Here is a 22,297-nt window from a genome sequence, read left to right on the forward strand (position 1 = left end):
TAAATTAATTATTAATATATAGTAAGTTACATAAAGTAATTGATTACTTTTCGTAACGTAAAATTATTTAAGTGGTACTCAAAGTAACTACATATGTTTAGCTCATTTATTTTTGGGTAACATAATTAGTGTAGTTACTTCATATTTTAACATATATCTCGAATTCGAGATATAAAACAAACAATTGGAGGAATTTAAAATGGCAAAATGGAATATCGATTTAGGACACTCAGCAATTAACTTTCAAGTAAAACACATGATGGTATCAAAAGTAAAAGGCGTATTCGATAGTTATTCAGCTGATATCGAAGCAGCGGATCTTGCGGATTTAACAACAGCAAACATTACTATTACAATTGATGCAGCAAGCATTAACACACGTAGTGAAGACCGTGATAATCACTTAAAAGCGGGTGATTTCTTTGATACAGACAGCTATCCAAACATTACGTTTAAATCAACAAGCATTACAAAAAAATCTGCTGATGAGTATGCGTTAACTGGTGATTTAACAATTAAGGATGTAACGAAATCAGTAACATTCGATACTGAATTTAACGGTAAAGGTACAAATCCATGGGGTCAGGAAGTTTATGGCTTCGAGGCAGAAACAACAATTAACCGTGAAGATTTCGGTTTAACTTGGAATGCTGCTTTAGAAACTGGTGGCGTTCTTGTAGGCAAAGATATTAAAATTTCAGTTGAACTTGAAGTGAACCCTGCTTAACCTAAATATATTAACTACAATCCGCTCGACTTTTACAGGCAAGTGATGAGGAACGGAGCTAAACGCTTCCGTTTGGCGCTCATGGCTTGCTTGAAAGTCAGAGCGGATTTTTTATTTCAGCAGTGTTGTTATCTTCATTGATTGCTATTCCATATAGTAGTTCGTTTCATTATTGTCATTTATTTTACTAAAAGTAGAATAAGTCTAGCAGTTTCTCTATTAGGACAACAACCTCGGTAAAAGAAATATGTAATCTCATTGATAGTCTGTTAAAATAATCCAGTGATATGTTACTTGCATATTTTTAGCAATTAATGCATATAAAACATCATATTGTTTTTGGGGGCGATGGGATGAATGTATTAGTGACAGGTGGCTATGGTTTTATTGGCAGTGCTGTGGCAAGACGATTTTTTGAGGAAGGCGCCAATATTTATATAATTGATAATTTGAGTACGGGACATCTACGAAACATTGATTTTGAGCATAAATCGTACTTATTAAATGTTGAGGATGAAGTTTGCGAGCACTTCTTTAAGGAAGTTGCATTCGATGTAGTGATTCACTGTGCAGCGCAAACGAGTGTTCAACTTTCAATACAGGAGCCAATGAAGGATATTTTAACGAACATTGTAGGGCTTAGCCAGATGCTCTTCTTTTCGTCAAAATACAAGGTGAAACATTTTGTCTTTGCCTCTTCTGCGGCGGTATATGGTAATAGTCATTATCCGCCACTAGAGGAAACGGATGTAAGTGAGCCTATTTCAATGTATGGCTTAAATAAAAGTATTGGGGAAACATATTGTGAAAAGTGGCAACGTGATTATCGTTTACCAACATTAATTTACCGTTTTGCCAATGTCTTTGGACCTAGACAGCGTATGCAAGGAGAGGCTGCAGTTATTCCTAGTATGTTAAAAAGTAGTCTGGAAAGTAAGCCCTTTACTATTTATGGTGATGGAGAACAGACACGTGATTTCATCTATGTTGATGATATAGCAGATGCTATTTATGCTGGAGTAGAAGCTAGACTGCAAGGTATCTACAATGTCTCAACCAATGAAGCATGGTCACTTCATCAAGTTATATTATTATTACAACATTTAAATCACCCATTAGAGATACAGTATGCTCCTGCAAGAGAAGGAGATATAGAACATTCATTTTTAAATAATGAAAAACTGACGAAGGCGATTGGTTGGAAGCCCAAACATTCATTTGCAGAAGGCATCGAATTGACAATACAAGCTCTACAAAATGAAAAAATTGTTGAAATTTAAAGTTGGATTACTCAAGTATTTCTATAACTATATTGAGTCTGTGTTCGAAATATCGAGCACAGGCTTTTTGTTACGTGCCAGTCACCCAAACAAAGACAAACAATTCTGAATATTTTCGGCGCTTGGCTTAAAATTGGGAACAGCCTTTTTATTCTGACTATAGTATAATTATTGTTTAAAGGAATGTGGTGGAATGGAACGGGGGCTATCGTATGCTAGTAGATTTTAAAGTAAAAAATTGCTTAAGTTATAAAGACGAGACACTATTTTCAATGGTTGCAGGGAGCCGAATTCGAAAATTAAAGGATACACACACGATGACGATGGATTCATTAAGACTTGTGAAAAGTGCCTTTATATTTGGATCGAATGGCAGTGGCAAATCCAATTTATTTGCTACGCTAAAAATATTACGCTCATTGTTGTTTAACTTTGAAAATCTGAATAATGTTAAGCAACTGCGATTACCCTACCAGCCATTTAAGCTTGGGGGACAGCATGATAAGCCAACAGAATTCGTGATTTCGTTATTTCTAGAAGGCTCACTTTATGATTATGAGGTGCAATATAACGCCGAGCAAGTTCTGTATGAGCGACTTACAAAAACTACGAAAGCGATAAATGAGGAACTCTTTGTTAGACGGTGGGAAGGAACAGAATACGTGTATGAAACTGCACAAAGTACAGCAGTTGAACTGACAAACTATACGCGGAATAATACTGCATTTTTATCGGTGTTAAATGTCTTTAATAACGCAGATGCTAAAATAATTTTTGATTGGTTTTTACATAAAATTTTATTTTTAGATGAGGTACAACATTTAGCCAGCCACCCGCTTATTCGCAAACTGGAAGAGGACGATTTTAAGAGAGAGGTCATGAAAATATTGAAAATTGCTGACTTTTCTATTCAAGATGTGACAGCACGCCGTGTTGAACGCAGAGAAAAAAATACAATAGGCTATGATAGCGATACACAAGATATTATTCATGAAGTTGATATAGATTTGCATTACCTATCGTTTAATGAAGCTGGAGCGCCGATCGGCACGGAGTCAATCAATTGGACGATGGATTCTAAAGGCACTATTAGATTGTTGCATTTAGCATGTGTCATAGTAGATGCATACAATAAAGGGAAGACGATTTTTATAGATGAATTTGACACAGCTTTTCATGTATCCATTTGTGAATTTTTAATGACCATTATGAACAGTGAGCGCAATACTAATAATCAATTTGTTGTAACAAGCCATGAAATTAATTTACTTGATGAGCCATTACGTACTGACCAAATCTGGTTTGTCAACAAAAGCTTTAAAAATGAATCTGAATTATACTCCTTATTTGATTTTGCTGATTTGCAGAAAAAACGAGCGGATATTTCATATGCGAAGCGTTATTTAAAGGGTGAGTTCGGAGCAACACCAGTTATTAATGAATACTTATCAACTCAATATCTACGTGAAGTGGAGGTATCTGAGCAGTGAGAGTACGTCAGCAGGGGAATCGAACAGTCCGTAAAACGATTTTAATTTATTGTGAGGGAGAAACGGAGCGTATTTACTTTGAGCAATTACGTATATTAAAACGCTCTAAAATGGTGAGTGTAAAGATAAAAAACGTTAAGCGTTCTGCCATTAAGTTAGCTCAACATGCTTTTCGTGATTCAAGCTACCAATATTTTGATGAAGTATGGGTTGTTTTCGATAAGGATGATTTAACAGAGAAACAGTTAGAGGAAGTCAATGTTTTCTGTGAGGAAAAAGATATCCATATTGCTTATACGAATGAAGCATTTGAATTATGGTTATTGTTGCATTTCGAAGTAGTGGATGTTTCAGAAAAATATCCTCGTGCGGTTTTAAATAACAAAATGGAAGAGCATCTTGGGGTAACGCATTATTTCCGTCATAAGGCGGACGAGTCAATTATTGCTCCGATTGCACTACGACATGAGGTAGCAATTCGAAATTGTTCGAAAATGATGTCATTTCGCAATACAGAAAGTCGTGAGAATCCTTATTGCAATATCCATGACATGATTCAATACATATTTTAAAAGAACAGGTGTCCCTTTTGTTATAGGGTCGAAGCTATCTTCTATAGGATGATGATTACAGGTATTCTACTTTAAAATAGAATACCTGTTTTTTTATTGAGCTGATCGAGGGAGGTGCGAATTGTCGGAATACAAATATTTTTCTTGAAATTAGGTTGAAATTTTAAACTGAGTATAATAAAATAACTTAAAACATATTAAACCTAGTAAAATTATAAAGATTAAAATGAGGTGACAATAGCATTATGACAGCACCGTTAATTTCTATTCAACAGGTAAGTAAAGCATATGCTGAGCAGACAGTGCTCCATCAAATTTCATTGGATATACAAAAGGGAGAAGTTATAGCCATCTTAGGAAAAAGTGGCTGTGGCAAGAGTACACTATTGAATTTAGTAGGTGGATTTGAACAGCCAACTGCTGGTCAAGTATTGCTAGAAAATCAAGTTGTAACAAAGGCGAGCAAACGCTGTATGATGCTTATGCAAAATTACGGGTTACTTCCTTGGCGCTCGGTACAAAAAAATGTGGAACTCGCATTAGAAGGAGAAGCGCTATCTAAAGTTGAACGACAGCAACGGGCACAGTATTATTTGAAGCTTGTTGGCTTAGAAAATCGACTAACGGCTTTACCGAGTGAATTATCAGGGGGGATGCAACAGCGGGTTGCGATAGCACGTGCACTAGCAATTCGCCCAGAGGTTATTTTAATGGATGAACCATTTGCTGCACTCGATACTTTTACACGCTATTACTTACAGGACGAGCTACTTGCCATCCAAAAAAATGAGCAGACAACGATCTTACTGGTCACCCACGATATAGACGAAGCCATTTACTTAGCTGATCGCATTTTTATTATGAGTCCAAATCCGGGGCGCATTCATCGAGAGCTGTATATTCGAAGTGCTAAACCACGAGATCGTTCAGATGCAGAATTTCAATATTTCCGCGAGATAATTTTCAATGAATTTCAGTTTACCCATCCGCAAAATACGATTGAATATAATATTTAAAATGGAGGATAAAAGATGAAGAAGAAATTAGGCATATTGCTATTCGTGTTCGTGCTATTGCTGACGCTTGCGGCATGCGGGACGGATGATAAAAGTACAGCATCGCAAGCAGAGAGCAATAAAAAAGTTGTGAAGATTGGCTATTTACCAATTACCCATGCAGCACCGCTATATATGCAAACAGATAAAACCTACAAAGGATATGCCATTGAGCTCGTTAAATTTGGGTCATGGCCAGAGCTAATGGATGCTTTAAATACCGGTAAAATTGATGGCGCATCAGTGCTTATTCAGTTGGCAATGAAGGCAAAGGAACAGGGGATTGACTTAAAGGCTGTCGCTTTAGGGCATCGAGATGGCAATGTGATCGTGACAGCACCAACGATCAAAAAAGTAAAGGATTTAAAAGGTCAAAGTTTTGCAATTCCTAATAAATACTCTACACATAATATTTTATTGTACCGCATGTTACAGCAAGCAGGATTAAAGTATGAGGATGTCAATGTCGTAGAACTACCCCCTGCAGAAATGCCAGCTGCGCTTGCAGAAGGTCGTATAGCAGGATATGTAGTAGCAGAGCCCTTTGGTGCGATTTCTGTGGCGCTTGAAAAAGGCAAAGTATTATTTCAATCAGAGGAACTATGGCCGGATTCAATCGATTGCGGATTAGTACTTCGCCAAGCATTTATCGAAGAAAATAAAGATATTGCCCAACAATTCGTCAAGGATTATGCTGATGCTGGAGAGCTGATGAATGAGGGAGGAGACCATGCACATGAGGTAGTGGCAAAATATATTAAAGTCGACAAGGATGTATTAGATTTATCGTTAAATTGGATTTCGTATCATAACTTGAAAATTGAAGCGGATGCGTATGCCATTTTAAGAGATTCATTAATTGAGATGGGTTTATCCGAAAACCCGCCAAGCTATGAGGAATTTGTTGATACGACATTATTGGAAGAATAGTAGGTGCATACGTATGAAAAAAATAGGACCTATTTTACTTGGATTTATATTATTGATAGCAGTTTGGCAGCTCGTCTCGATTATGGGGGGGCATGATGCCGCATTATTTCCTCCGCCATTCGCTGTTTTGAATGCACTACTAATGACCATCAAAGATGGGTCGATATTCGACCATATCCAAATTAGTTTATTACGTTTTTTTAGTGGCTATTTATTAGCGGTTGTGGTGGCTGTTATTATCGGCTTAGCTGTCGGAAGGTTAGGGAAAATTTGGGCAGTATTAGATCCGATTGTGCAAGTACTGCGCCCTGTTTCACCCATTGCTTGGTCACCTTTTATCGTGCTCTGGTTCGGCATTGGTAATATGCCCGCCATCGTTATTATTTTTATTGCCGCATTTTTCCCCGTGCTATTATCCACGGTGGCTGCAGTGAAAAAAGTCGATGCTACTTACTTACGGATTGCAGCTAATTTCGAAATGTCTCATTTTAATTTATTGCGAAAAATTGTATTTCCGGCGGCATTTCCTATGATTGCAAATGGTCTACATATGGCGTTAGGTAGTGCATGGATTTTTCTAGTTGCTGGGGAAATGGTAGGAGCGCAATCCGGGCTGGGCTTTTTAATAGTGGATGCACGAAATTCACTTAGTCTTGATTTAGTTATGGCAGCGATTATTGTAATTGGTGTACTGGGTTTGCTACTCGATAAATTGATTCGTTATTTTGAACGTTGGGTTGCGAAAATTTGGGGTGGACAAAGTGCTTAGGTCTATGTAAAGCGTAGAAAAAGAGCTAGTCCAATGAATCATTGGTTAGCTCCGTTTTGAATAGCACGTATTTGAATAGTGTCAATGCGTTCGCCAGTTGTTTTGGAATAGTACCCAATTTCCACACGGTCACCTGATTGTGCATCGACAATTTCTTTATAGCAAGGATCCAAATGCTCACTGCCCCATAAAATCATCGCGTTAAAAACGGATTCCAATGCCTTTCCTGATTCCGTTAAAGAATAGGCGTAGCGTGGTGGATGGGCTGAATAGAGTGTAGAAGCGACAAGACCTGCTTCTTCTAAAGATTTTAAACGGGCAGACAATAAATTTGCAGAAAGGCCTGGCAAATTTAACTTAATGTCATTAAAGTTTGTTTGACCGATCAATAGTTCATGTAAAATGAGCAATGTCCAACGATCACCGATAATGTTTAAAGTTTGTGCAATATTGCATGGTAAATCATAACGTGTTTTCATAGTGTTCCCTCCAAGCAGTAGTGTAGCACAAATTATAATTTTTAGTAAATTCAGTTGTTTTTATTAAGTAAGTATAATAAAATAACTCACATAAAGAAAAAACAAACTATTCGGAGGTATTTACTATGAGTTTATTTTTGGTAGAATCAACAGTAAGTGAAGTATCAAACAAAGAGCAATTTGCAGCACTAGTAGAGCGTGTAGGGCAAGCACAAGCTGTAACTGTAATTGAAGTACAAGTGGCGAAGGATTTTAGCCGCGCATACTTTATCTTGGAAGCGCATGAAGAAGCGCAAGCCACAAGCGCACTAACTGCGCAAAACATTCAAACAGATTTAGTCAAAGAAGTTCGTCTAGTTGGCAAAGAGCTTGATGAGGTTAAAACAAATCAAGAAGTCGTGAACTATTTAGTTGAATGGGAAATACCAGCAGAAATTACAATGGATCAATATTTGGCACGTAAAAAGAAAAATTCTGTGCATTATGAAGAAGTACCAGAAGTACATTTTTCTCGCACATATGTATGCGAAGATATGACGAAATGCTTGTGTTTCTATGATGCACCGGATGAAGCCGCTGTAAAACGTGCCCGTGAGGCAGTGCAAACACCGATCACATCGTTAACTGAATTAGCTGATAAGTAGAGGATAGGAGTGGAAACCATGGCAGTAGATGAAGTAGTCTTACAAGCGTTGATTGAAGAAAAATTAAAACCGTTTGTAAAAAAGATTGATGAGGAAGCTTATTATGCGGAGGATTTTTTATTGGCACTCGGCAAGGCAGGATTTTTTGCTTCAACACAAAAGAATGAGCAAACAGTGCTACTAGATGAGCTAACGATTGTACAAGAGACGGCGAAAGTTTGTATGACAACTGCATTTTGCCTATGGTGCCACCTTGCTGCTTTAACTTATCTACGTAAAACGGACAATGAACCATTACGGACAAAGATTTTACCATTACTTGAACGTGGGGAAGTGCTTGGTGCAACGGGTCTATCGAATCCGATGAAGTATTATGCTGGTCTAGAAAAGCTACATTTAACAGCAGCGCGTGTCGATGGGGGCTATGTTGTAAATGGTATTTTACCCGCTGTTTCAAACTTAGGAGAAAACCACTGGTTTGGTGCAATTGCTCATAACGGTGAGCAAGAAGTGATGGTTTTCGTAAATACGGATCATGAGCGTATTACACTAAAGGAAAAAAATCACTTCCTAGGCGTGAATGGTAGTGCGACGTATACATGTAAGTTTGATAATGTCTTTGTTGGGGATGACTATGTAGTAGCACAAGAAGCAAGCACATTCGTGGATAGTATTCGCCCAACATTTGTCCTGTATCAAATTCCACTTGGCTTTGGAGTAGTAGCGGCTGCGATTGAAGGCATAGAAAAGGTCAAGGCCAAGCAAAATGGCTGCAATGAATATTTGCAGGTGCAAGCCGATGAACTCACAGAGAAACTACAACATTTACAAGCATTACTGCAAACTTTAGTACAATCAGGCGACGTTACTTTACAAGCGATTTGTCAGATTCGATTGCAAGGCGTATATCAAACATTAGCAGCAGTTCAAGCTAATATGCTACATAATGGTTCTGCGGGCTATATTGCTGGAAGTACACCATCACGCAAGCTGCGCGAGGCATATTTCTTAGCGAATTTAACGCCAACCGTTAGACAGCTTGAAAAGATGACGCAGAAAGCAAAGGTAGCGAAATAGACAATTTATCAACCTTGACTAGCATTATAGCTAGCCAAGGTTTTTCTTTGCACTTAGTGCATTGCATCTAGCATCATTTTCGAAGCATGTTTATTTTAGAAAAACATACAGTGGATATAGAGCGTAATTAGTAATAGTAGGAAAGGGGATTGCGTGGATAAGTCCAATTCAAATCAAAACAAGGATTTAACCGAAAATGTGAAGGATCAACAACTAGATGCATTTCGTGTCAATAACGATGGAACGAAGATGACGACTAATCAGGGATTAAAAGTATCCAATGATGAAGACTCGTTAAAAGCCGGTGTGCGTGGACCGACCATTATGGAGGATTTTCATTTTCGGGAAAAAATGACGCATTTTGACCACGAGCGGATTCCCGAAAGAGTCGTGCATGCGCGAGGCTTTGCGGCACACGGAGAGTTTGAGCTATATGAGTCGATGAAAGAGTATACAAGAGCAAAATTTTTACAAGAGCCTGGAAAAAAGATACCCGTATTTGTTCGCTTTTCAACAGTAGTAGGGAGTTTAGGCTCAATGGATACTGCGCGTGATGTGCGAGGATTTGCCACGAAATTTTATACTGAGGAAGGCAATTATGATTTAGTCGGCAATAATATTCCTGTGTTTTTTATTCAGGATGCGATTAAGTTTCCTGATTTAATTCATGCTGTAAAACCTGAACCTCATAATGATATGCCCCAAGCAGCATCTGCCCATGATACGTTTTGGGATTTTGTCGCTAATAACCAAGAAATTGCCCATATGATTATGTGGGTTATGTCTGATCGAGCAATTCCTAGAAGTTTTCGGATGATGGAAGGTTTTGGTGTGCATACGTTCCGATTTGTAAATGATAAAGGTCGGTCGAGGTTTGTAAAATTTCATTGGAAACCTGTACTAGGTGTACATTCACTTGTTTGGGACGAAGCGCAAATTATTGGTGGCAAAGATTCCGATTTTCAACGACGAGATTTATGGGAATCGATTGAAATTGGAGATTATCCAGAGTATGAGCTTGGCGTCCAGATGATTGAACCGGAGGAAGAGTTTAGATTCGATTTCGATATTTTGGACGCAACGAAATTATGGCCAGAAGAGCTAGTACCTGTAAAAAGAATTGGCAAAATGACTTTAAACCGCAATGTGGACAATGTTTTTGCGGAAACAGAGCAAGTAGCGTTTCACCCAGGAAATGTAGTACCAGGAATTGATTTTACGAATGACCCACTGCTACAAGGGCGTTTGTTTTCATATATTGATACACAGCTTCTTCGTTTAGGTGGACCGAACTTTGCTGAGATTCCGATTAATAGACCCGTTTGCCCGATTCATAATAATCAACGCAATGGCTTCAGTCGCCAGACGATTAATATGGGCAAGGTTAGTTATCATAAAAATTCGCTCGCAGGCAATACACCTTCAACCTCTACAGCAAAAGAAGGTGGATTTGTGCATTATGAACAAAAGGTTGAAGGACGAATTACAAGAGCGCGTAGTAAATCCTTCGATGATCATTTTTCACAAGCTCGACTATTTTGGAATAGCATGTCGCCTCCTGAAAAACAACATATTATTGATGCCTTTAGCTTCGAGGTAGGTAAGGTTAAAAGTAAATCGGTGCGACAGCAAGTTGTGGATATGTTTGTCCATGTCGATAAAGCGATGGCTATAACGATTGCGGATAATGTTGGCGTCAATCGACCAACCGGTGAGCAATCTAAGATTACAGCATCATCGCCTGCCCTAAGTCAGGCAAATACAGTAAAACTGCCTCAAACACTTAAAGTTGGTGTATTGATTGGTGATGGCTTTGATGCCAATGAGGTTGGGGAAGTGCTGAAATATTTAACTAGGCAGGGGGTTCGTTATAGCATAATATCGGATAGACTCGGTGTCGTAACTGCAAATAATGGTGTGCAGTTAATAGCAAGTGAAACATTTATTACGACAGATGCAGTACTTTTTGACTCCCTGTATGTTGTGGGTGTTCGAGCAGATAATCAAGCAAAGTTTAACACCTATATCGTCAATTATATTAATGAGGCATACCGACATTACAAACCAATTGGGATTGCTGCAACAGGCACGACATTTTTTAATATGTCGAATGCGAACGTTGGTCCAGGCATCGTGTTAGCAACTGGAAATGCAGGATTTGCTAAAAAATTTGTCGATGCTATTGCCCAACAACGTTTTTGGCAACGTAATATTTATTGATCTGAAGTCGTTTTAGGGAACGCACTGCTCTAACGTACCACAACAGCATAGCAAAAAAGTGTTAGATTGATGAAGGTCAATCTAACACTTTTTCTCTTTTGTCCTAGTCTCTTTCAGTCTTTCATTATATCGTATATACTTGTATGGACTATATTTTGAGAGAGGGACCAATTTTATGAAGTGCATAAGGAAAATAATAATATTTTTTGTTGTGCTTGTCTGCTTCTTCATAGCTACATCAGATGAGGCTTTTGCAACACAGGCGACAAAATTTTACGAATCTAGTAATGCCAAAGGTGTTACAGTCATTAACTATCATTCGTTTGGGGATTACAAGGAAATAGCAAATATTAATATTACAGAAAAGCTCTTTCGTGAGCAACTGAAGATGCTAAAGGATAATGGCTATACAACAATTACGGAGGAGCAGCTTGTCGCTTATTTACAAGGCCACGGTCGTATCCCAGAGAAATCTGTATTTTTAACGATAGATGATGGCTATGAAAGCGTTTATAAGATAGCTTATCCTATTTTAAAAGAAATGGGCATGCAAGCAACATTATTTGTTATTGCCAATGACGTAGAAATAGGCTTCAGAAAAAATGTACCAATGGCGAATTGGCAGCAAATTAAGGAAATGTCCGACTCTGGCATTATTCATATCGGCAACCATACATATGATTTACATTGGCGTGGTAAAAATGACACAGCAAAACATGAGGCCATGATACTTAATCAAAAGAAAAATGGAGAGCCCCTTACAAATGAGGAGCGTCGACGATACATTCAAGAGGATGTTACAAAGGCGCATCAATTAATCGAAAAATATACAGGGAAAGCACCAAAATCCTTTGCTTACCCATATGGTGTGTATGATCGAATTGCAGAGAAAGCTGTAAAAGAAGCGGGTTATACAATCGATTATTCTACACAAGGTGGTTATAATCTATTTGGTCAAGGAACCGTCCATATTAAACGAATTGATTCTAGCAATCGTGTATCGGCAAATGAGTTAAAAAAGATTTTACAAAAATATTTAACACAGGCAGAACAACAATATTATCACCGAGATATTCAAGTGGAGGCAAAAGTTGCAGCAAATAAAGTTATGCTAAAAGCTTGGTTGAAAAGTGATATGAATAAAGGCAAGCTCCATGCTAAAGAAGCGCGTTTTGAGCTTTATAAAATGGTAAATGGAGAACGTCAACTTCAGCGTAACTTTGGCAGTTACAGAGTGGCAGCAAGCACGAATGCACGAGCAATGTCAACAGAAGAAAATATTTCAAATTACGAAGCGGGAGGTTATTCTGTTAAAACAATTCTTATTAAGCAAGACGGAAGTAAAGAAGTTTTCTGGATTAATTTTAATAAATAGAATCGCGGGTAAAGCGCCTTGCATCGCGGATAAAGTACAGTATTTCGCGGGTAAAGCGCCTTGCATCGCGGGTAAAGTATAGTATTTCGCGGGTAACTCACGTGGCCTTATATGTCATTGCATTCAAATTTTGTAAATGTTAAGGTGGTAAATGAGGTGAAAAAAAGTGAAACAATTTGATATTGCAATAATTGGTGCAGGTCCAGGGGGATACGTTGCAGCCATTCATGCAGCTAAAAGTGGGATGAAAGTAGCTTTAGTAGAGCGTGATAAAGTGGGAGGAGCTTGCTATAATGTTGGCTGTATTCCATCGAAAATTTTGTTAGAACATAGTAAGCTCGTGCAGGAGATACAACGAGGCAATGATTGGGGCATTGAAACGCCAGCTTTGAATGTGAATTTCCCACGCTTAATGCAGCGTAAAAATGCTGTTATCCAGGAGCTTTTAGAAAATATTGAACACTTTATCGTGAGCAATCACATTACATTTTATCGTGGTGAGGCGATGGTTGCTGCCGATTTAACGGTAACAGTAAATCAAGAGACCTTTTTAGCGAAGGACATAATTTTAGCAACTGGTAGTAAGCCATTTGTGCCACCATTTAAAGGCTTAGAAAGCGCAACTTATTATACAACGGATACTTTTTTCGATATAGAAGAACTTCCACAGCAGCTAACGATTATCGGTGGTGGTGTTATTGCAGTGGAAATGGCATTTAGCTTGGCACCACTCGGAACGAAAGTAAGAATGTTGAATCATAGTGAAGATATTTTACAGACAGAAGAACCTGATGCTCGACCAATAATTCGAGAAAAGATGAAAAAACTTGGTATTGAGCTTATTACCGATTTCCAATTTGAGCATTTTAATGGAAATGAAATTCATACATCTAAAGGAATTTATACATACGAGCACTTATTATTTGCTACAGGGCGCCGCCCAAATACGGAAACTGCCCAGCAGCTTGGACTTGATTTTGATGGTCGATTAATTGCTGTAAATAAGCATTATGAAACGAGTCAACCACATATTTATGCCATTGGTGACTTAGTTGGAGGCTACCAGCTAGCTCATGCTGCTAGTGCAGAGGGTATCTATGTTGTAGACCATATTTTAGGGGCAAAACGCACATTGATTGACCAAGAACTAATTCCTCGTTGCGTCTATACACATCCTGAAATTGCGACATTCGGCTTGCTAGAAGATCAAGTTGAACAAGCGTATACTGTGATAAAACTGCCGATTAACACTAATTCAAAAGCGTTAATGGAGGGCAATGACGAAGGCTTTGTTAAGCTTATTGCAACGAAAGAGGAAGGGTATATTTTAGGAGCGTGTGTGGTAGCTGATGGTGCGACCGAAATGCTCAACGCCATTTTAGCGACGAAAAATGCTGGAGGTACAGTAAAAGTATTGGCAGACATGATATTTCCTCATCCAACAGTATCGGAGCATATTGGTGATGCCGCAAAAGCTGTATTTGGGAAAGCGATACATCAATAACATCATAAAGAGTTGTCACATGTTAGTTGTGGCAACTCTTTATTATTTTCTAAATTCCGATAAAGTTTATTGACTTTATAAAATATTATGTTAAATTAAGTTTATATGATTACTTGGTATTTAATTGCGCTGACTAGATATCTAGAGGCTTCTATTTTACACAACAATTCTCTTGTTGACTGTAAATAGAAGCCTCTTTGTAGTTTTCAGGAAACAGGGTTTAGTGCAACGTCCATTGCGGAGCTTGGATTTAATTGATTACAAACACGATAAAGGGAGTGTCCTATATGACAAATGTAGTGATTATCAATGGTAGCAATACAAGGAATTCACGTGTAACGGCCATTCAAGAAAAGGTTGAGCGATTTTTTACCGCGCATAGTGTAACAATACACACAAATTATGTACATGAGCTGCCTGCTGATGCGTTAATAACAGCAAACTACGCAAACGATGACATTATAGCGGAAAATAAAAAGGTTGAGGAGGCAGATATTGTAGTCGTTTTAACACCGATTTATAAAGCATCATATACAGGCATCTTAAAAACCTATTTAGATTTATTGCCACAAAAAGCATTGGTTGGGAAAACGGTTTTACCAATAGCAGTTGGTGGTTCAATTGGCCATTTACTAGCGTTAGAATATGCTCTTAAGCCTATATTGGCAGTATTAGGTGCAACAAATATTGCCCATTCCGTATATATTGTCGATAAACAAATTATTCGTCTAGAAAATGGGAACTTTGCCATTGAGGATGATGCAAATAATCGACTAGAAGCTGAACTTAATAAATTACAAAACATTGTAGCGATTAATTAACAATAAAAACGTGTTAGATTGACTGCCATCAATCTAACACGTTTTGCTATGCCGTTGTTGCCTGCATCTTACATTGTGTGCGGTTCCCACAGGAATCACCACTTCTTCTGAGCAGGTTTACGTTCGGCGTCCTTTTTCATTTAGCTGTTATTAATTTATTTCCGGTTCTTCCAGTAACGAGTCTTTATCCGCCGGTGTTGTAGAAAGATATAAAAAAGCCTCATCTTGTAATAACAATAATTTCTCTTCACATATACCGTGCGATAATGCTCCTGAAAAAATGGATTCCCACCAAGTTCCTGTTGTCGTTGTCATTTATCTACGCCCCCGTTTCGATGTTTAATATGTAGTTGTATATTTCCCGAGAATCTCAAAATAAAACATGGCATCCTTAGTTACTATTTCTGTTTTTTTACAGCATCACCTATTTCAGAAAGAGGATTTTTGACCTTAAATGTTGTATCGTATAGTCAAAGATAGTTTGTTTCAAAAAAGACAGAACTATGTATCGCATTTTAAAAAAAGGGGTGTTTTTTTATGAATTTTACGCCACAAGATGTTGAAAATATGATTACAGAGCAGCGTCAATTTTATTTTTCTCGCGCTACAAAAGATGTAAAGTTTCGCAAAGAACAATTAATAAAACTAAAGAAAACTATTTTAAAGTATGAAAAAGAAATTTTAAATGCATTGTATTTAGACTTAAGAAAAAGCGAGTTTGAGGCATATGCAACAGAAATAGGTATTGTCCTTGAAAGTATTTCTTATATGGTGAAAAATCTGGAAGAGTGGATGAAGCCTGAAACAGTTAAAACTCCGATTCAACTTCAAATGGGGAAAAGTTTTATTGTTCGAGAGCCGTATGGCGTCACATTAATTATCGGGCCTTTTAATTATCCATTTCAGCTAGTTATTGAGCCTCTCATTGGCGCAATTATAGGTGGCAATACGGCTATTGTAAAACCATCAGAAACGTCTGTGCATACCGCTAATATTGTGAAAAAAATCATTGAAGAAACATTCGAGCCTTCCTATATTCGTGTTGTAGAAGGAGAAAAGGAAGAAGTGAACGCACTGATTCACGCTTCATTTGACTATATATTCTTTACTGGCAGTGTAGCGGTCGGTAAAGTAGTGGCAAAGGTGGCAGCTGAACGATTAACGCCGATTGCACTTGAACTTGGTGGTAAGAGCCCAGCCATTGTTGACCAAACGGCTAATTTGGAAGTGGCTGCTAAACGTATTGCATGGGGGAAATTCACAAATACTGGTCAAACTTGTGTAGCACCAGACTATTTACTTGTCCATAAAGACGTTTATGATCGATTTATGAAGTTGTTAAAGGATACGATTCGTTCTTTCTACGGAAAAAATGCGCTCAAAAGCCCTGATTACGGTCGCATTGTGAATTTAAGACAATTTGATCGGCTTCAACAAATTTTAGTAGAGGAACGAGACACAATTACATATGGTGGCCGAACAGATCGTGATGACTTATATATTGAGCCAACCATTATTGAATATGTCAAGTGGTCAAGTCCGTCAATGCAAGATGAGCTTTTTGGACCGATTTTACCAGTTATGGTATACGATGATTTGCGTCTTGCTATTCATCAAATTCGTCAACTTCCCAAGCCTTTAGCGGCATATTTTTTCTCAGAACATGAAAAAGCGATTCAATACTTTTTAGATGAGTTGCCATTTGGTGGTGGCTGTATAAATGATACGGTAACTCATGTAGGAAATCAGCATTTGCCATTTGGAGGGGTTGGTCCTTCAGGGGTGAATGCATATCATGGCAAGGCAAGCTTTGAAAATTTTACACATCCAAAATCAATATTAAAAAAATCTTCAAAGCTGGAAACGAATGTTCTTTTTCCGCCATATAAACAAAAGGTTAAGCTTGTTCGTACGATCATGAAGTAAAAAAAGAAGGAGGTGTCTATCGACTTTAGACACCTCCTTCTTTTTAGTTTTCTGCTTGTGGCAGTTTTATTTTAATCGTTGTTCCGCAGTTAATTTTGCTTTCAATCGCAATAGTTCCACCATGTTCCTGAATAATCTTGTTTGTAATGAGCATACCAAGCCCAGTTCCTGTGGATTTAGTTGTATAAAAGGGCTCATAAATACGTTTAATCAATGCCTCTGACATTCCTACCCCATTATCTGTAATTGTCACCATATTCAAACCTTCAGCATCTTTAGCAATGTAAATAATAATTTCTCCATTTGCTGTATGCGCCTCAATCGCTTCAATGGCATTTTTAATAATATTGATGAATACTTGTTTTAGCTGATTTTCATTAGCAAGGATTCGATTATTATCACTGACGATGTGCATTGAAAAAGTGATGTTATGTTTTTGGAATTCAAGGTGAAACAATTGGCTAATGTTATTGATGACTTCATCAATTGATACAACTTTTAATTGTTCGACATGAGGTTTTGACAGCACTAAAAATTCGCCAATAATTAAGTTAATCCGCTCGATTTCAGATTGAATGATTTCCGTATAAGCGTAACATGTGGAGTCTTTTTCCGTACTCATCATTTGTACAAAACCAGAGATAACGGCCATAGGATTGCGGATTTCATGCGCCACCCCTGCAGCGATTTCACCTGCTAATTTAAGCTTTTCTGATTGTAGTAAAAGTTGTTCATTGACCTTTTTATAAGATATATCACGTGAAATAGCAGATACCGCAATCATTTTATTTGTACGATCATAAATAGGTGAAAGTGAAATTTCTACATCAAAAACCGTACCATCCTTTCGCATATCCTGTGTTTCTATCAGCTTAAAGCTTTTTCCTTCTAATAAACTTGCATAGCGTTGTTCCGCCTCTAAAACATTTTCTGGAGGAACGAGAGGGATGGATTTACCAACACATTCTGCTCTTGTCCAACCGTATACTTCTTCAAAGGCAGGGTTTACATCAATGATACGATTATCTAAACTAAAAACCGCGATGCAATCATTTGCATGCTGAAAAAATAAATGCAAATAGGCTTCTTGTGACAACAACTCTTGTTTTTTTTGTGAGTTTATTTCATTGAGTCTATACCAAAAATGTTGTAAATGGCGAGATTGAATCCAACCAATAATCGTAAGTAACAATACAACGAAAATAAAGGTTTCGATATACTGAGAATGCCCAATGGAATCAGTAGAAATACGGTGATAAAAAGATAGCGCTATAATTTCCAGTAAAGAAATAATACTAATAAGGGTATTTAGTTTTATCGATTGATAAATCGTTATTAATAATATAAAGAAAATAAAGGAAATAAAATTAGGTAAGGAAAAGCTAATGATATTAGGATATAGGATAGCCATATTCCCGGATATAATGATTACCCACTGCATTGCTACTGGTTTAATGTTAAAAACTTTTCCGGCTAATAACGGTAGAAACAAAATGAACATCATACCAATTAGTACCTCGAGGCTACTATAAATATTGAGCATAATGAGCACGCTATAGGCAAAAATCGCTGTCACATAAAATAGCAAAACAATTTCATTACGCATACGTAATAATTCCATTTGTTGCAAATTTAGCACCTCAATTTTTAGGATATTCTCATAATACATGATTCATTGTTGTCGATAAATGCCGATTTTTGATAAGATAGGGAAAATTCAGCTTGATTTTTCGAATGATAGCGTTTTCATTTAAAAAACGTTACAGGAGGCATTTCATTTCTAGGCGAATAAGTAGTAAAATAAATTCATTAGATTAGTGGGGGTATTCATATTGTTATTTTTTGTCGAAAAAACAAGAAATGATGAATGAGTGTTGAGATTGATTGGAGGACTATGAAATGTATGCAGAGGAATTGTTAAGTGCATTACCTTTGAAAAAAATAATTGGCGTGTTACCAGACCAAGTGACGGATATTGTGATTGATTCTCGAAGTGTGCAGCCGAACAGCATGTTTGTTTGTATTAAAGGGTACACAGTAGATGGCCATAATTATGCACAAAAAGCTGTTGAGGGTGGTGCAACAATTGTTGTTACGGAACGTGAACTACCATTAGCAGACGCAATTGCACAAGTTATTGTGAAGGATACAGATCGTGCAGTTGGTTTGTTGGCTGCTAAGTTTTTTGACTATCCTTCAAAGGATATGACAATGATTGGTGTAACAGGGACAAATGGTAAAACATCTGTAACAGGTATTATTCAAAATATAATGCACGGCATGGGCGAGAAATCTGCACTATCAGGTACTATAGGCTTTAATTTAAATGGTATTTTATATGAATCTGCAAATACTACGAGCGATGCATTATCGACACAACAAATGATTTTTCGTGCGAAAATGGAAGGCTGTCGTTTAATGACAATGGAGGTATCATCACATGGATTAGCACTTGGCCGTTTGGCAGGTGTCGATTATGATGTTGCTATTTTTACGAATCTTACACATGATCATCTTGATTTCCATGGTACGATGGAGGAATATGGGAATGCAAAAGGCTTATTATTCTCTCAACTTGGACAAGATTTAGAAAAAAATAAATTTGTGGTGTTAAATGCTGATGATGCTTGGTCAGAACGCTATGCTGCAATGACGCCATTCCCAGTATGGACTTACGGATTAAACAATGAGACAGCAGATTTTCGTGCCATAAACTGTGAATACCATGATTACATGACTTCATTCGATGTCATTATGCCTGAAGGGATCTTCCCTGTTAAAATGCATTTACTAGGTGAGTTCAATATTTACAATGTTCTTGCTGCGATGGTTGCTTTTTATGGCAGAGGCTATTCAATGGATACGATTATTGAACAAATAGAGCAACTACCACCAGTTAAAGGACGTATGGAAAAAGTCTGCTCCGATTTACCGGTGCAAATTTTTGTCGATTATGCACACACACCGGATGCGATTGAAAAGGCTATTGCAGCAGCTACGCCTTATAAAAAAGGTAAGCTTATTTTCTTAGTGGGTACAGGTGGTAATCGCGATAAATCAAAGCGTCCTGCAATGGCTGAAAAGGCATCAGCAGCAGATTATGTGATCTTAACGACAGATGATCCACGTTATGAGGATTACGATAGTATAACAGGTGATCTTGCAAAAGGAATGTTGCATAAAAATTATGCATGTATCGGAGATAGAGCAGAAGCAGTGCGACATGCAATAGAAGTAGCTGAACCTGGGGATATGATTATTTTTGCTGGTAAAGGCCATGAAGATTATCAAATTATTGAAAATACGAAATATCCACATAGTGATGCTGAAATTGCGATTAAGGCTGGACAATTGAAATTTGTATAAATTTACAATGGAACTTAGCTCAGTGCGACAACATTATGCTGTTTTTTTATAGCAATTCATTTATGGAAAACCTTTTAGCTGTGACTAAAGGGTTTTCTTTTTGGGGAATTCATGTAAAAAGGTTGTACGAAAGGCAAGACTTCTTTTATTATTAGTAGGTATGAAAAAAGGAGAATGAAGAGATGACTTCAAATTTAGAAAAAGATATATTAGCACGACGTACGTTCGCCATTATCAGTCACCCAGATGCTGGGAAAACGACGATCACGGAAAAGCTTTTACTTTTTGGCGGTGCCATTCGTGACGCTGGTACGGTAAAAGGTAAGAAAACAGGGAAATTTGCTACATCCGACTGGATGGAAATCGAAAAGCAACGTGGGATTTCGGTCACATCTTCTGTTATGCAGTTTGACTATAGTGGTTCGCGCATCAATATTTTGGACACACCAGGGCACCAAGATTTCTCAGAAGATACGTATCGTACACTAATGGCAGTAGATAGTGCTGTCATGGTTGTAGATGCCGCTAAAGGGATTGAGGCACAGACATTAAAACTATTTAAAGTTTGTAAAATGCGTGGTATTCCTATCTTTACATTTATTAACAAATTAGACCGTCAAGGGAAAGAGCCATTAGAGCTAATTGAAGAGCTTGAAGAGGTGCTTGGTATTCATGCATACCCTATGAACTGGCCAATCGGTATGGGGAAAGAATTTCTTGGTATTTATGACCGTTATAACAAACGTATTGAGCAATTCCGTACAGAAGAGGCGGAGCGTTTCTTACCGATCGATGAAAATGGTGAGTTAGCAATTGACCATCCGATGAAAGTAACGTCTTATTACTCACAAGCGATGGATGACATTATGCTTCTTAATGAAGCAGGAAATGCTTATTCAGAGGAAAAAATCCGTCGTGGCGAATTAACACCTGTGTTCTTTGGTTCGGCTTTAACAAACTTTGGGGTGCAGACATTCCTTGAAACTTATTTACATTTTGCTCCAACTCCTCAACCTCGTATTACAGAAGATGAGCAGTATATTGATCCAGTGGAGCATCCAGAGTTTTCAGGCTTTATATTTAAAATTCAAGCGAATATGAATCCCGCACACCGTGACCGTATTGCCTTTGTACGTATCGTATCAGGTAAATTTGAGCGTGGTATGAATATGACATTATCTCGTACAGGTAAATCTTTTAAAGTGACACAGTCTACACAGTTTCTTGCTGATGACCGTGAAACAGTGGATGAAGCGGTAGCCGGCGATATTATTGGTTTATATGATACGGGCACATATCAAATTGGTGATACAGTCGTAGGTGGCAAGAAAACATTCCAATTTGAAAAATTGCCGCAGTTCACGCCAGAGTTGTTTGTTCGTGTGACGGCGAAAAACGTCATGAAATCTAAGCAATTCCATAAAGGGATATTGCAATTAGTGCAAGAAGGTGCCATTCAATATTACAAAACACTTCATACAGAAGAAGTGATTTTAGGTGCAGTTGGTCAATTACAATTTGAAGTATTTGAACACCGCATGAAAAATGAATACAATGTTGAAGTGAAAATGGAGCCAATTGGTTCAAAAATGGCACGTTGGATTGAAAATGAAGAAGATGTCAAAGAGTCAATGTCTTCAAGTCGTTCAATGCTTGTTAAAGACCGCTTTGACAATCTTGTTTTCCTATTTGAAAATGAGTTTGCTATGCGCTGGTTCGCAGATAAAAACGAAAACATCAAATTATATAGCCTGTTATAAAAAGAAACACGAATCGACAGAGGATCGATTCGTGTTTTTTTACAAGGAAAATAAGAGATTGGTGTAGAATATATACAATATAAAGAAACGTTAGTGAATATGTGTACTAGCAACATTGCGCTACAGGTGGCGCTTTCCGCGGGCAAGCACCGAGCCGCTTCCTTCGCTGCGCTCAGTCCAGGGTCTCGGTTCGCTTGCTTTTCCCGCAGGAGTCGCCACCTTTCGCTCCATTAGAATATTCGAACTTTCATTACGAGGCACTAATATGAAATTGTTTCAATATAATGTAAAACTTTATAAAA

The 22,297-nt window shown here is 37.7% G+C and carries 19 protein-coding genes; 16 read left to right on the plus strand and 3 right to left on the minus strand.

Annotated features, from left to right (window positions below; all coding sequences use genetic code 11):
• Positions 1–199 precede the first annotated feature (199 nt).
• The 7 genes from MKY08_RS03415 (at position 200) to MKY08_RS03445 (ending at position 6,823) form a co-directional block, all read left to right on the plus strand.
• Positions 200–727, plus strand: coding sequence for a YceI family protein (locus tag MKY08_RS03415; RefSeq protein WP_024362561.1), 528 nt, complete (start codon positions 200–202; stop codon positions 725–727).
• 353 nt (positions 728–1,080) lie between these two features.
• Positions 1,081–2,007: an NAD-dependent epimerase/dehydratase family protein gene (locus MKY08_RS03420; RefSeq protein ID WP_069510495.1), complete on the plus strand. Its 927-nt coding sequence runs from the start codon at positions 1,081–1,083 to the stop codon at positions 2,005–2,007.
• Positions 2,008–2,219: 212 nt separating this feature from the next.
• Complete coding sequence (locus MKY08_RS03425) at positions 2,220–3,497, plus strand: ATP-binding protein (RefSeq protein WP_069510494.1); 1,278 nt, start codon at positions 2,220–2,222, stop codon at positions 3,495–3,497.
• Positions 3,494–4,069 (plus strand): RloB family protein, encoded by a 576-nt coding sequence (locus MKY08_RS03430; RefSeq protein ID WP_069510492.1) that lies wholly within the window; start codon positions 3,494–3,496, stop codon positions 4,067–4,069. The genes MKY08_RS03425 and MKY08_RS03430 overlap by 4 nt, the downstream gene beginning before the upstream one ends.
• A gap of 245 nt (positions 4,070–4,314) precedes the next feature.
• The gene (locus MKY08_RS03435) at positions 4,315–5,085 is read left to right on the plus strand and encodes an ABC transporter ATP-binding protein (RefSeq protein ID WP_069510491.1); all 771 of its coding nucleotides are present in this window, start codon (positions 4,315–4,317) and stop codon (positions 5,083–5,085) included.
• A 15-nt stretch (positions 5,086–5,100) separates the two neighbouring features.
• Positions 5,101–6,054, plus strand: coding sequence for an ABC transporter substrate-binding protein (locus tag MKY08_RS03440; RefSeq protein ID WP_069510489.1), 954 nt, complete (start codon positions 5,101–5,103; stop codon positions 6,052–6,054).
• Between the two features lie 13 nt (positions 6,055–6,067).
• A complete protein-coding gene (locus MKY08_RS03445) occupies positions 6,068–6,823 on the plus strand; it encodes an ABC transporter permease (protein WP_069510487.1) in 756 nt (251 codons plus the stop codon).
• Between the two features lie 38 nt (positions 6,824–6,861).
• Here the strand turns inward: MKY08_RS03445 and MKY08_RS03450 are convergent, their stop codons facing one another.
• Positions 6,862–7,302: a helix-turn-helix domain-containing protein gene (locus MKY08_RS03450; protein WP_069510485.1), complete on the minus strand. Its 441-nt coding sequence runs from the start codon at positions 7,300–7,302 to the stop codon at positions 6,862–6,864.
• Between the two features lie 125 nt (positions 7,303–7,427).
• Between MKY08_RS03450 and MKY08_RS03455 the strand changes: the two genes are divergently transcribed.
• From MKY08_RS03455 to ssuE, 6 genes are all read left to right on the plus strand, one after another.
• Entirely contained in the window at positions 7,428–7,946 is a 519-nt protein-coding gene (locus MKY08_RS03455) for a DUF4242 domain-containing protein (protein ID WP_069510483.1), read from the plus strand.
• An 18-nt stretch (positions 7,947–7,964) separates the two neighbouring features.
• Positions 7,965–9,023 (plus strand): acyl-CoA dehydrogenase family protein, encoded by a 1,059-nt coding sequence (locus MKY08_RS03460; RefSeq protein WP_069510481.1) that lies wholly within the window; start codon positions 7,965–7,967, stop codon positions 9,021–9,023.
• Positions 9,024–9,176: 153 nt separating this feature from the next.
• Entirely contained in the window at positions 9,177–11,243 is a 2,067-nt protein-coding gene (locus tag MKY08_RS03465; protein ID WP_069510479.1) for a catalase, read from the plus strand.
• A gap of 175 nt (positions 11,244–11,418) precedes the next feature.
• On the plus strand, positions 11,419–12,618 hold the full coding sequence (locus tag MKY08_RS03470; RefSeq protein ID WP_069510477.1) for a polysaccharide deacetylase family protein: 1,200 nt from the start codon (positions 11,419–11,421) through the stop codon (positions 12,616–12,618).
• A 166-nt stretch (positions 12,619–12,784) separates the two neighbouring features.
• Positions 12,785–14,122, plus strand: coding sequence for a dihydrolipoyl dehydrogenase (gene lpdA, locus MKY08_RS03475; RefSeq protein WP_069510475.1), 1,338 nt, complete (start codon positions 12,785–12,787; stop codon positions 14,120–14,122).
• A gap of 287 nt (positions 14,123–14,409) precedes the next feature.
• Positions 14,410–14,943, plus strand: coding sequence for an NADPH-dependent FMN reductase (gene ssuE / locus MKY08_RS03480; RefSeq protein WP_069510473.1), 534 nt, complete (start codon positions 14,410–14,412; stop codon positions 14,941–14,943).
• 150 nt (positions 14,944–15,093) lie between these two features.
• On the opposite strand, the gene MKY08_RS03485 is transcribed toward ssuE, so the two are convergent.
• Positions 15,094–15,258, minus strand: coding sequence for a hypothetical protein (locus MKY08_RS03485; protein ID WP_162832713.1), 165 nt, complete (start codon positions 15,256–15,258; stop codon positions 15,094–15,096).
• 222 nt (positions 15,259–15,480) lie between these two features.
• Here MKY08_RS03485 and MKY08_RS03490 point away from each other — a divergent pair, with 222 nt between their 5' ends.
• A complete protein-coding gene (locus tag MKY08_RS03490; protein ID WP_069510471.1) occupies positions 15,481–16,869 on the plus strand; it encodes an aldehyde dehydrogenase in 1,389 nt (462 codons plus the stop codon).
• A gap of 43 nt (positions 16,870–16,912) precedes the next feature.
• On the opposite strand, the gene MKY08_RS03495 is transcribed toward MKY08_RS03490, so the two are convergent.
• Positions 16,913–18,490 (minus strand): ATP-binding protein, encoded by a 1,578-nt coding sequence (locus MKY08_RS03495; protein ID WP_256093146.1) that lies wholly within the window; start codon positions 18,488–18,490, stop codon positions 16,913–16,915.
• A gap of 278 nt (positions 18,491–18,768) precedes the next feature.
• Between MKY08_RS03495 and MKY08_RS03500 the strand changes: the two genes are divergently transcribed.
• Together MKY08_RS03500 and MKY08_RS03505 are read left to right on the plus strand one after the other, a co-directional pair.
• Positions 18,769–20,235, plus strand: coding sequence for a UDP-N-acetylmuramoyl-L-alanyl-D-glutamate--2,6-diaminopimelate ligase (locus tag MKY08_RS03500; RefSeq protein ID WP_069510466.1), 1,467 nt, complete (start codon positions 18,769–18,771; stop codon positions 20,233–20,235).
• A 182-nt stretch (positions 20,236–20,417) separates the two neighbouring features.
• Complete coding sequence (locus MKY08_RS03505; RefSeq protein WP_069510464.1) at positions 20,418–21,995, plus strand: peptide chain release factor 3; 1,578 nt, start codon at positions 20,418–20,420, stop codon at positions 21,993–21,995.
• Positions 21,996–22,297: the final 302 nt, after the last annotated feature.

Source organism: Lysinibacillus sp. FSL M8-0337 (genome assembly GCF_038593855.1).
Taxonomy (GTDB): Bacteria; Bacillota; Bacilli; order Bacillales_A; family Planococcaceae; genus Lysinibacillus; species Lysinibacillus sphaericus_D.

Bases quoted from the DNA above. Each gene is read 5' to 3' on its own strand.
- ssuE (WP_069510473.1), top strand. From the start codon at position 14,410: ATGACAAATGTAGTGATTATCAATGGTAGCAATACAAGGAATTCACGT.
- MKY08_RS03460 (WP_069510481.1), top strand. From the start codon at position 7,965: ATGGCAGTAGATGAAGTAGTCTTACAAGCGTTGATTGAAGAAAAATTA.
- MKY08_RS03420 (WP_069510495.1), top strand. From the start codon at position 1,081: ATGAATGTATTAGTGACAGGTGGCTATGGTTTTATTGGCAGTGCTGTG.
- MKY08_RS03500 (WP_069510466.1), top strand. From the start codon at position 18,769: ATGTATGCAGAGGAATTGTTAAGTGCATTACCTTTGAAAAAAATAATT.
- MKY08_RS03415 (WP_024362561.1), top strand. From the start codon at position 200: ATGGCAAAATGGAATATCGATTTAGGACACTCAGCAATTAACTTTCAA.
- MKY08_RS03445 (WP_069510487.1), top strand. From the start codon at position 6,068: ATGAAAAAAATAGGACCTATTTTACTTGGATTTATATTATTGATAGCA.
- MKY08_RS03450 (WP_069510485.1), bottom strand. From the start codon at position 7,302: ATGAAAACACGTTATGATTTACCATGCAATATTGCACAAACTTTAAAC.
- MKY08_RS03505 (WP_069510464.1), top strand. From the start codon at position 20,418: ATGACTTCAAATTTAGAAAAAGATATATTAGCACGACGTACGTTCGCC.
- MKY08_RS03495 (WP_256093146.1), bottom strand. From the start codon at position 18,490: ATGGAATTATTACGTATGCGTAATGAAATTGTTTTGCTATTTTATGTG.
- MKY08_RS03435 (WP_069510491.1), top strand. From the start codon at position 4,315: ATGACAGCACCGTTAATTTCTATTCAACAGGTAAGTAAAGCATATGCT.
- MKY08_RS03490 (WP_069510471.1), top strand. From the start codon at position 15,481: ATGAATTTTACGCCACAAGATGTTGAAAATATGATTACAGAGCAGCGT.
- MKY08_RS03425 (WP_069510494.1), top strand. From the start codon at position 2,220: ATGCTAGTAGATTTTAAAGTAAAAAATTGCTTAAGTTATAAAGACGAG.
- MKY08_RS03455 (WP_069510483.1), top strand. From the start codon at position 7,428: ATGAGTTTATTTTTGGTAGAATCAACAGTAAGTGAAGTATCAAACAAA.
- MKY08_RS03485 (WP_162832713.1), bottom strand. From the start codon at position 15,258: ATGACAACGACAACAGGAACTTGGTGGGAATCCATTTTTTCAGGAGCA.
- MKY08_RS03470 (WP_069510477.1), top strand. From the start codon at position 11,419: ATGAAGTGCATAAGGAAAATAATAATATTTTTTGTTGTGCTTGTCTGC.
- MKY08_RS03440 (WP_069510489.1), top strand. From the start codon at position 5,101: ATGAAGAAGAAATTAGGCATATTGCTATTCGTGTTCGTGCTATTGCTG.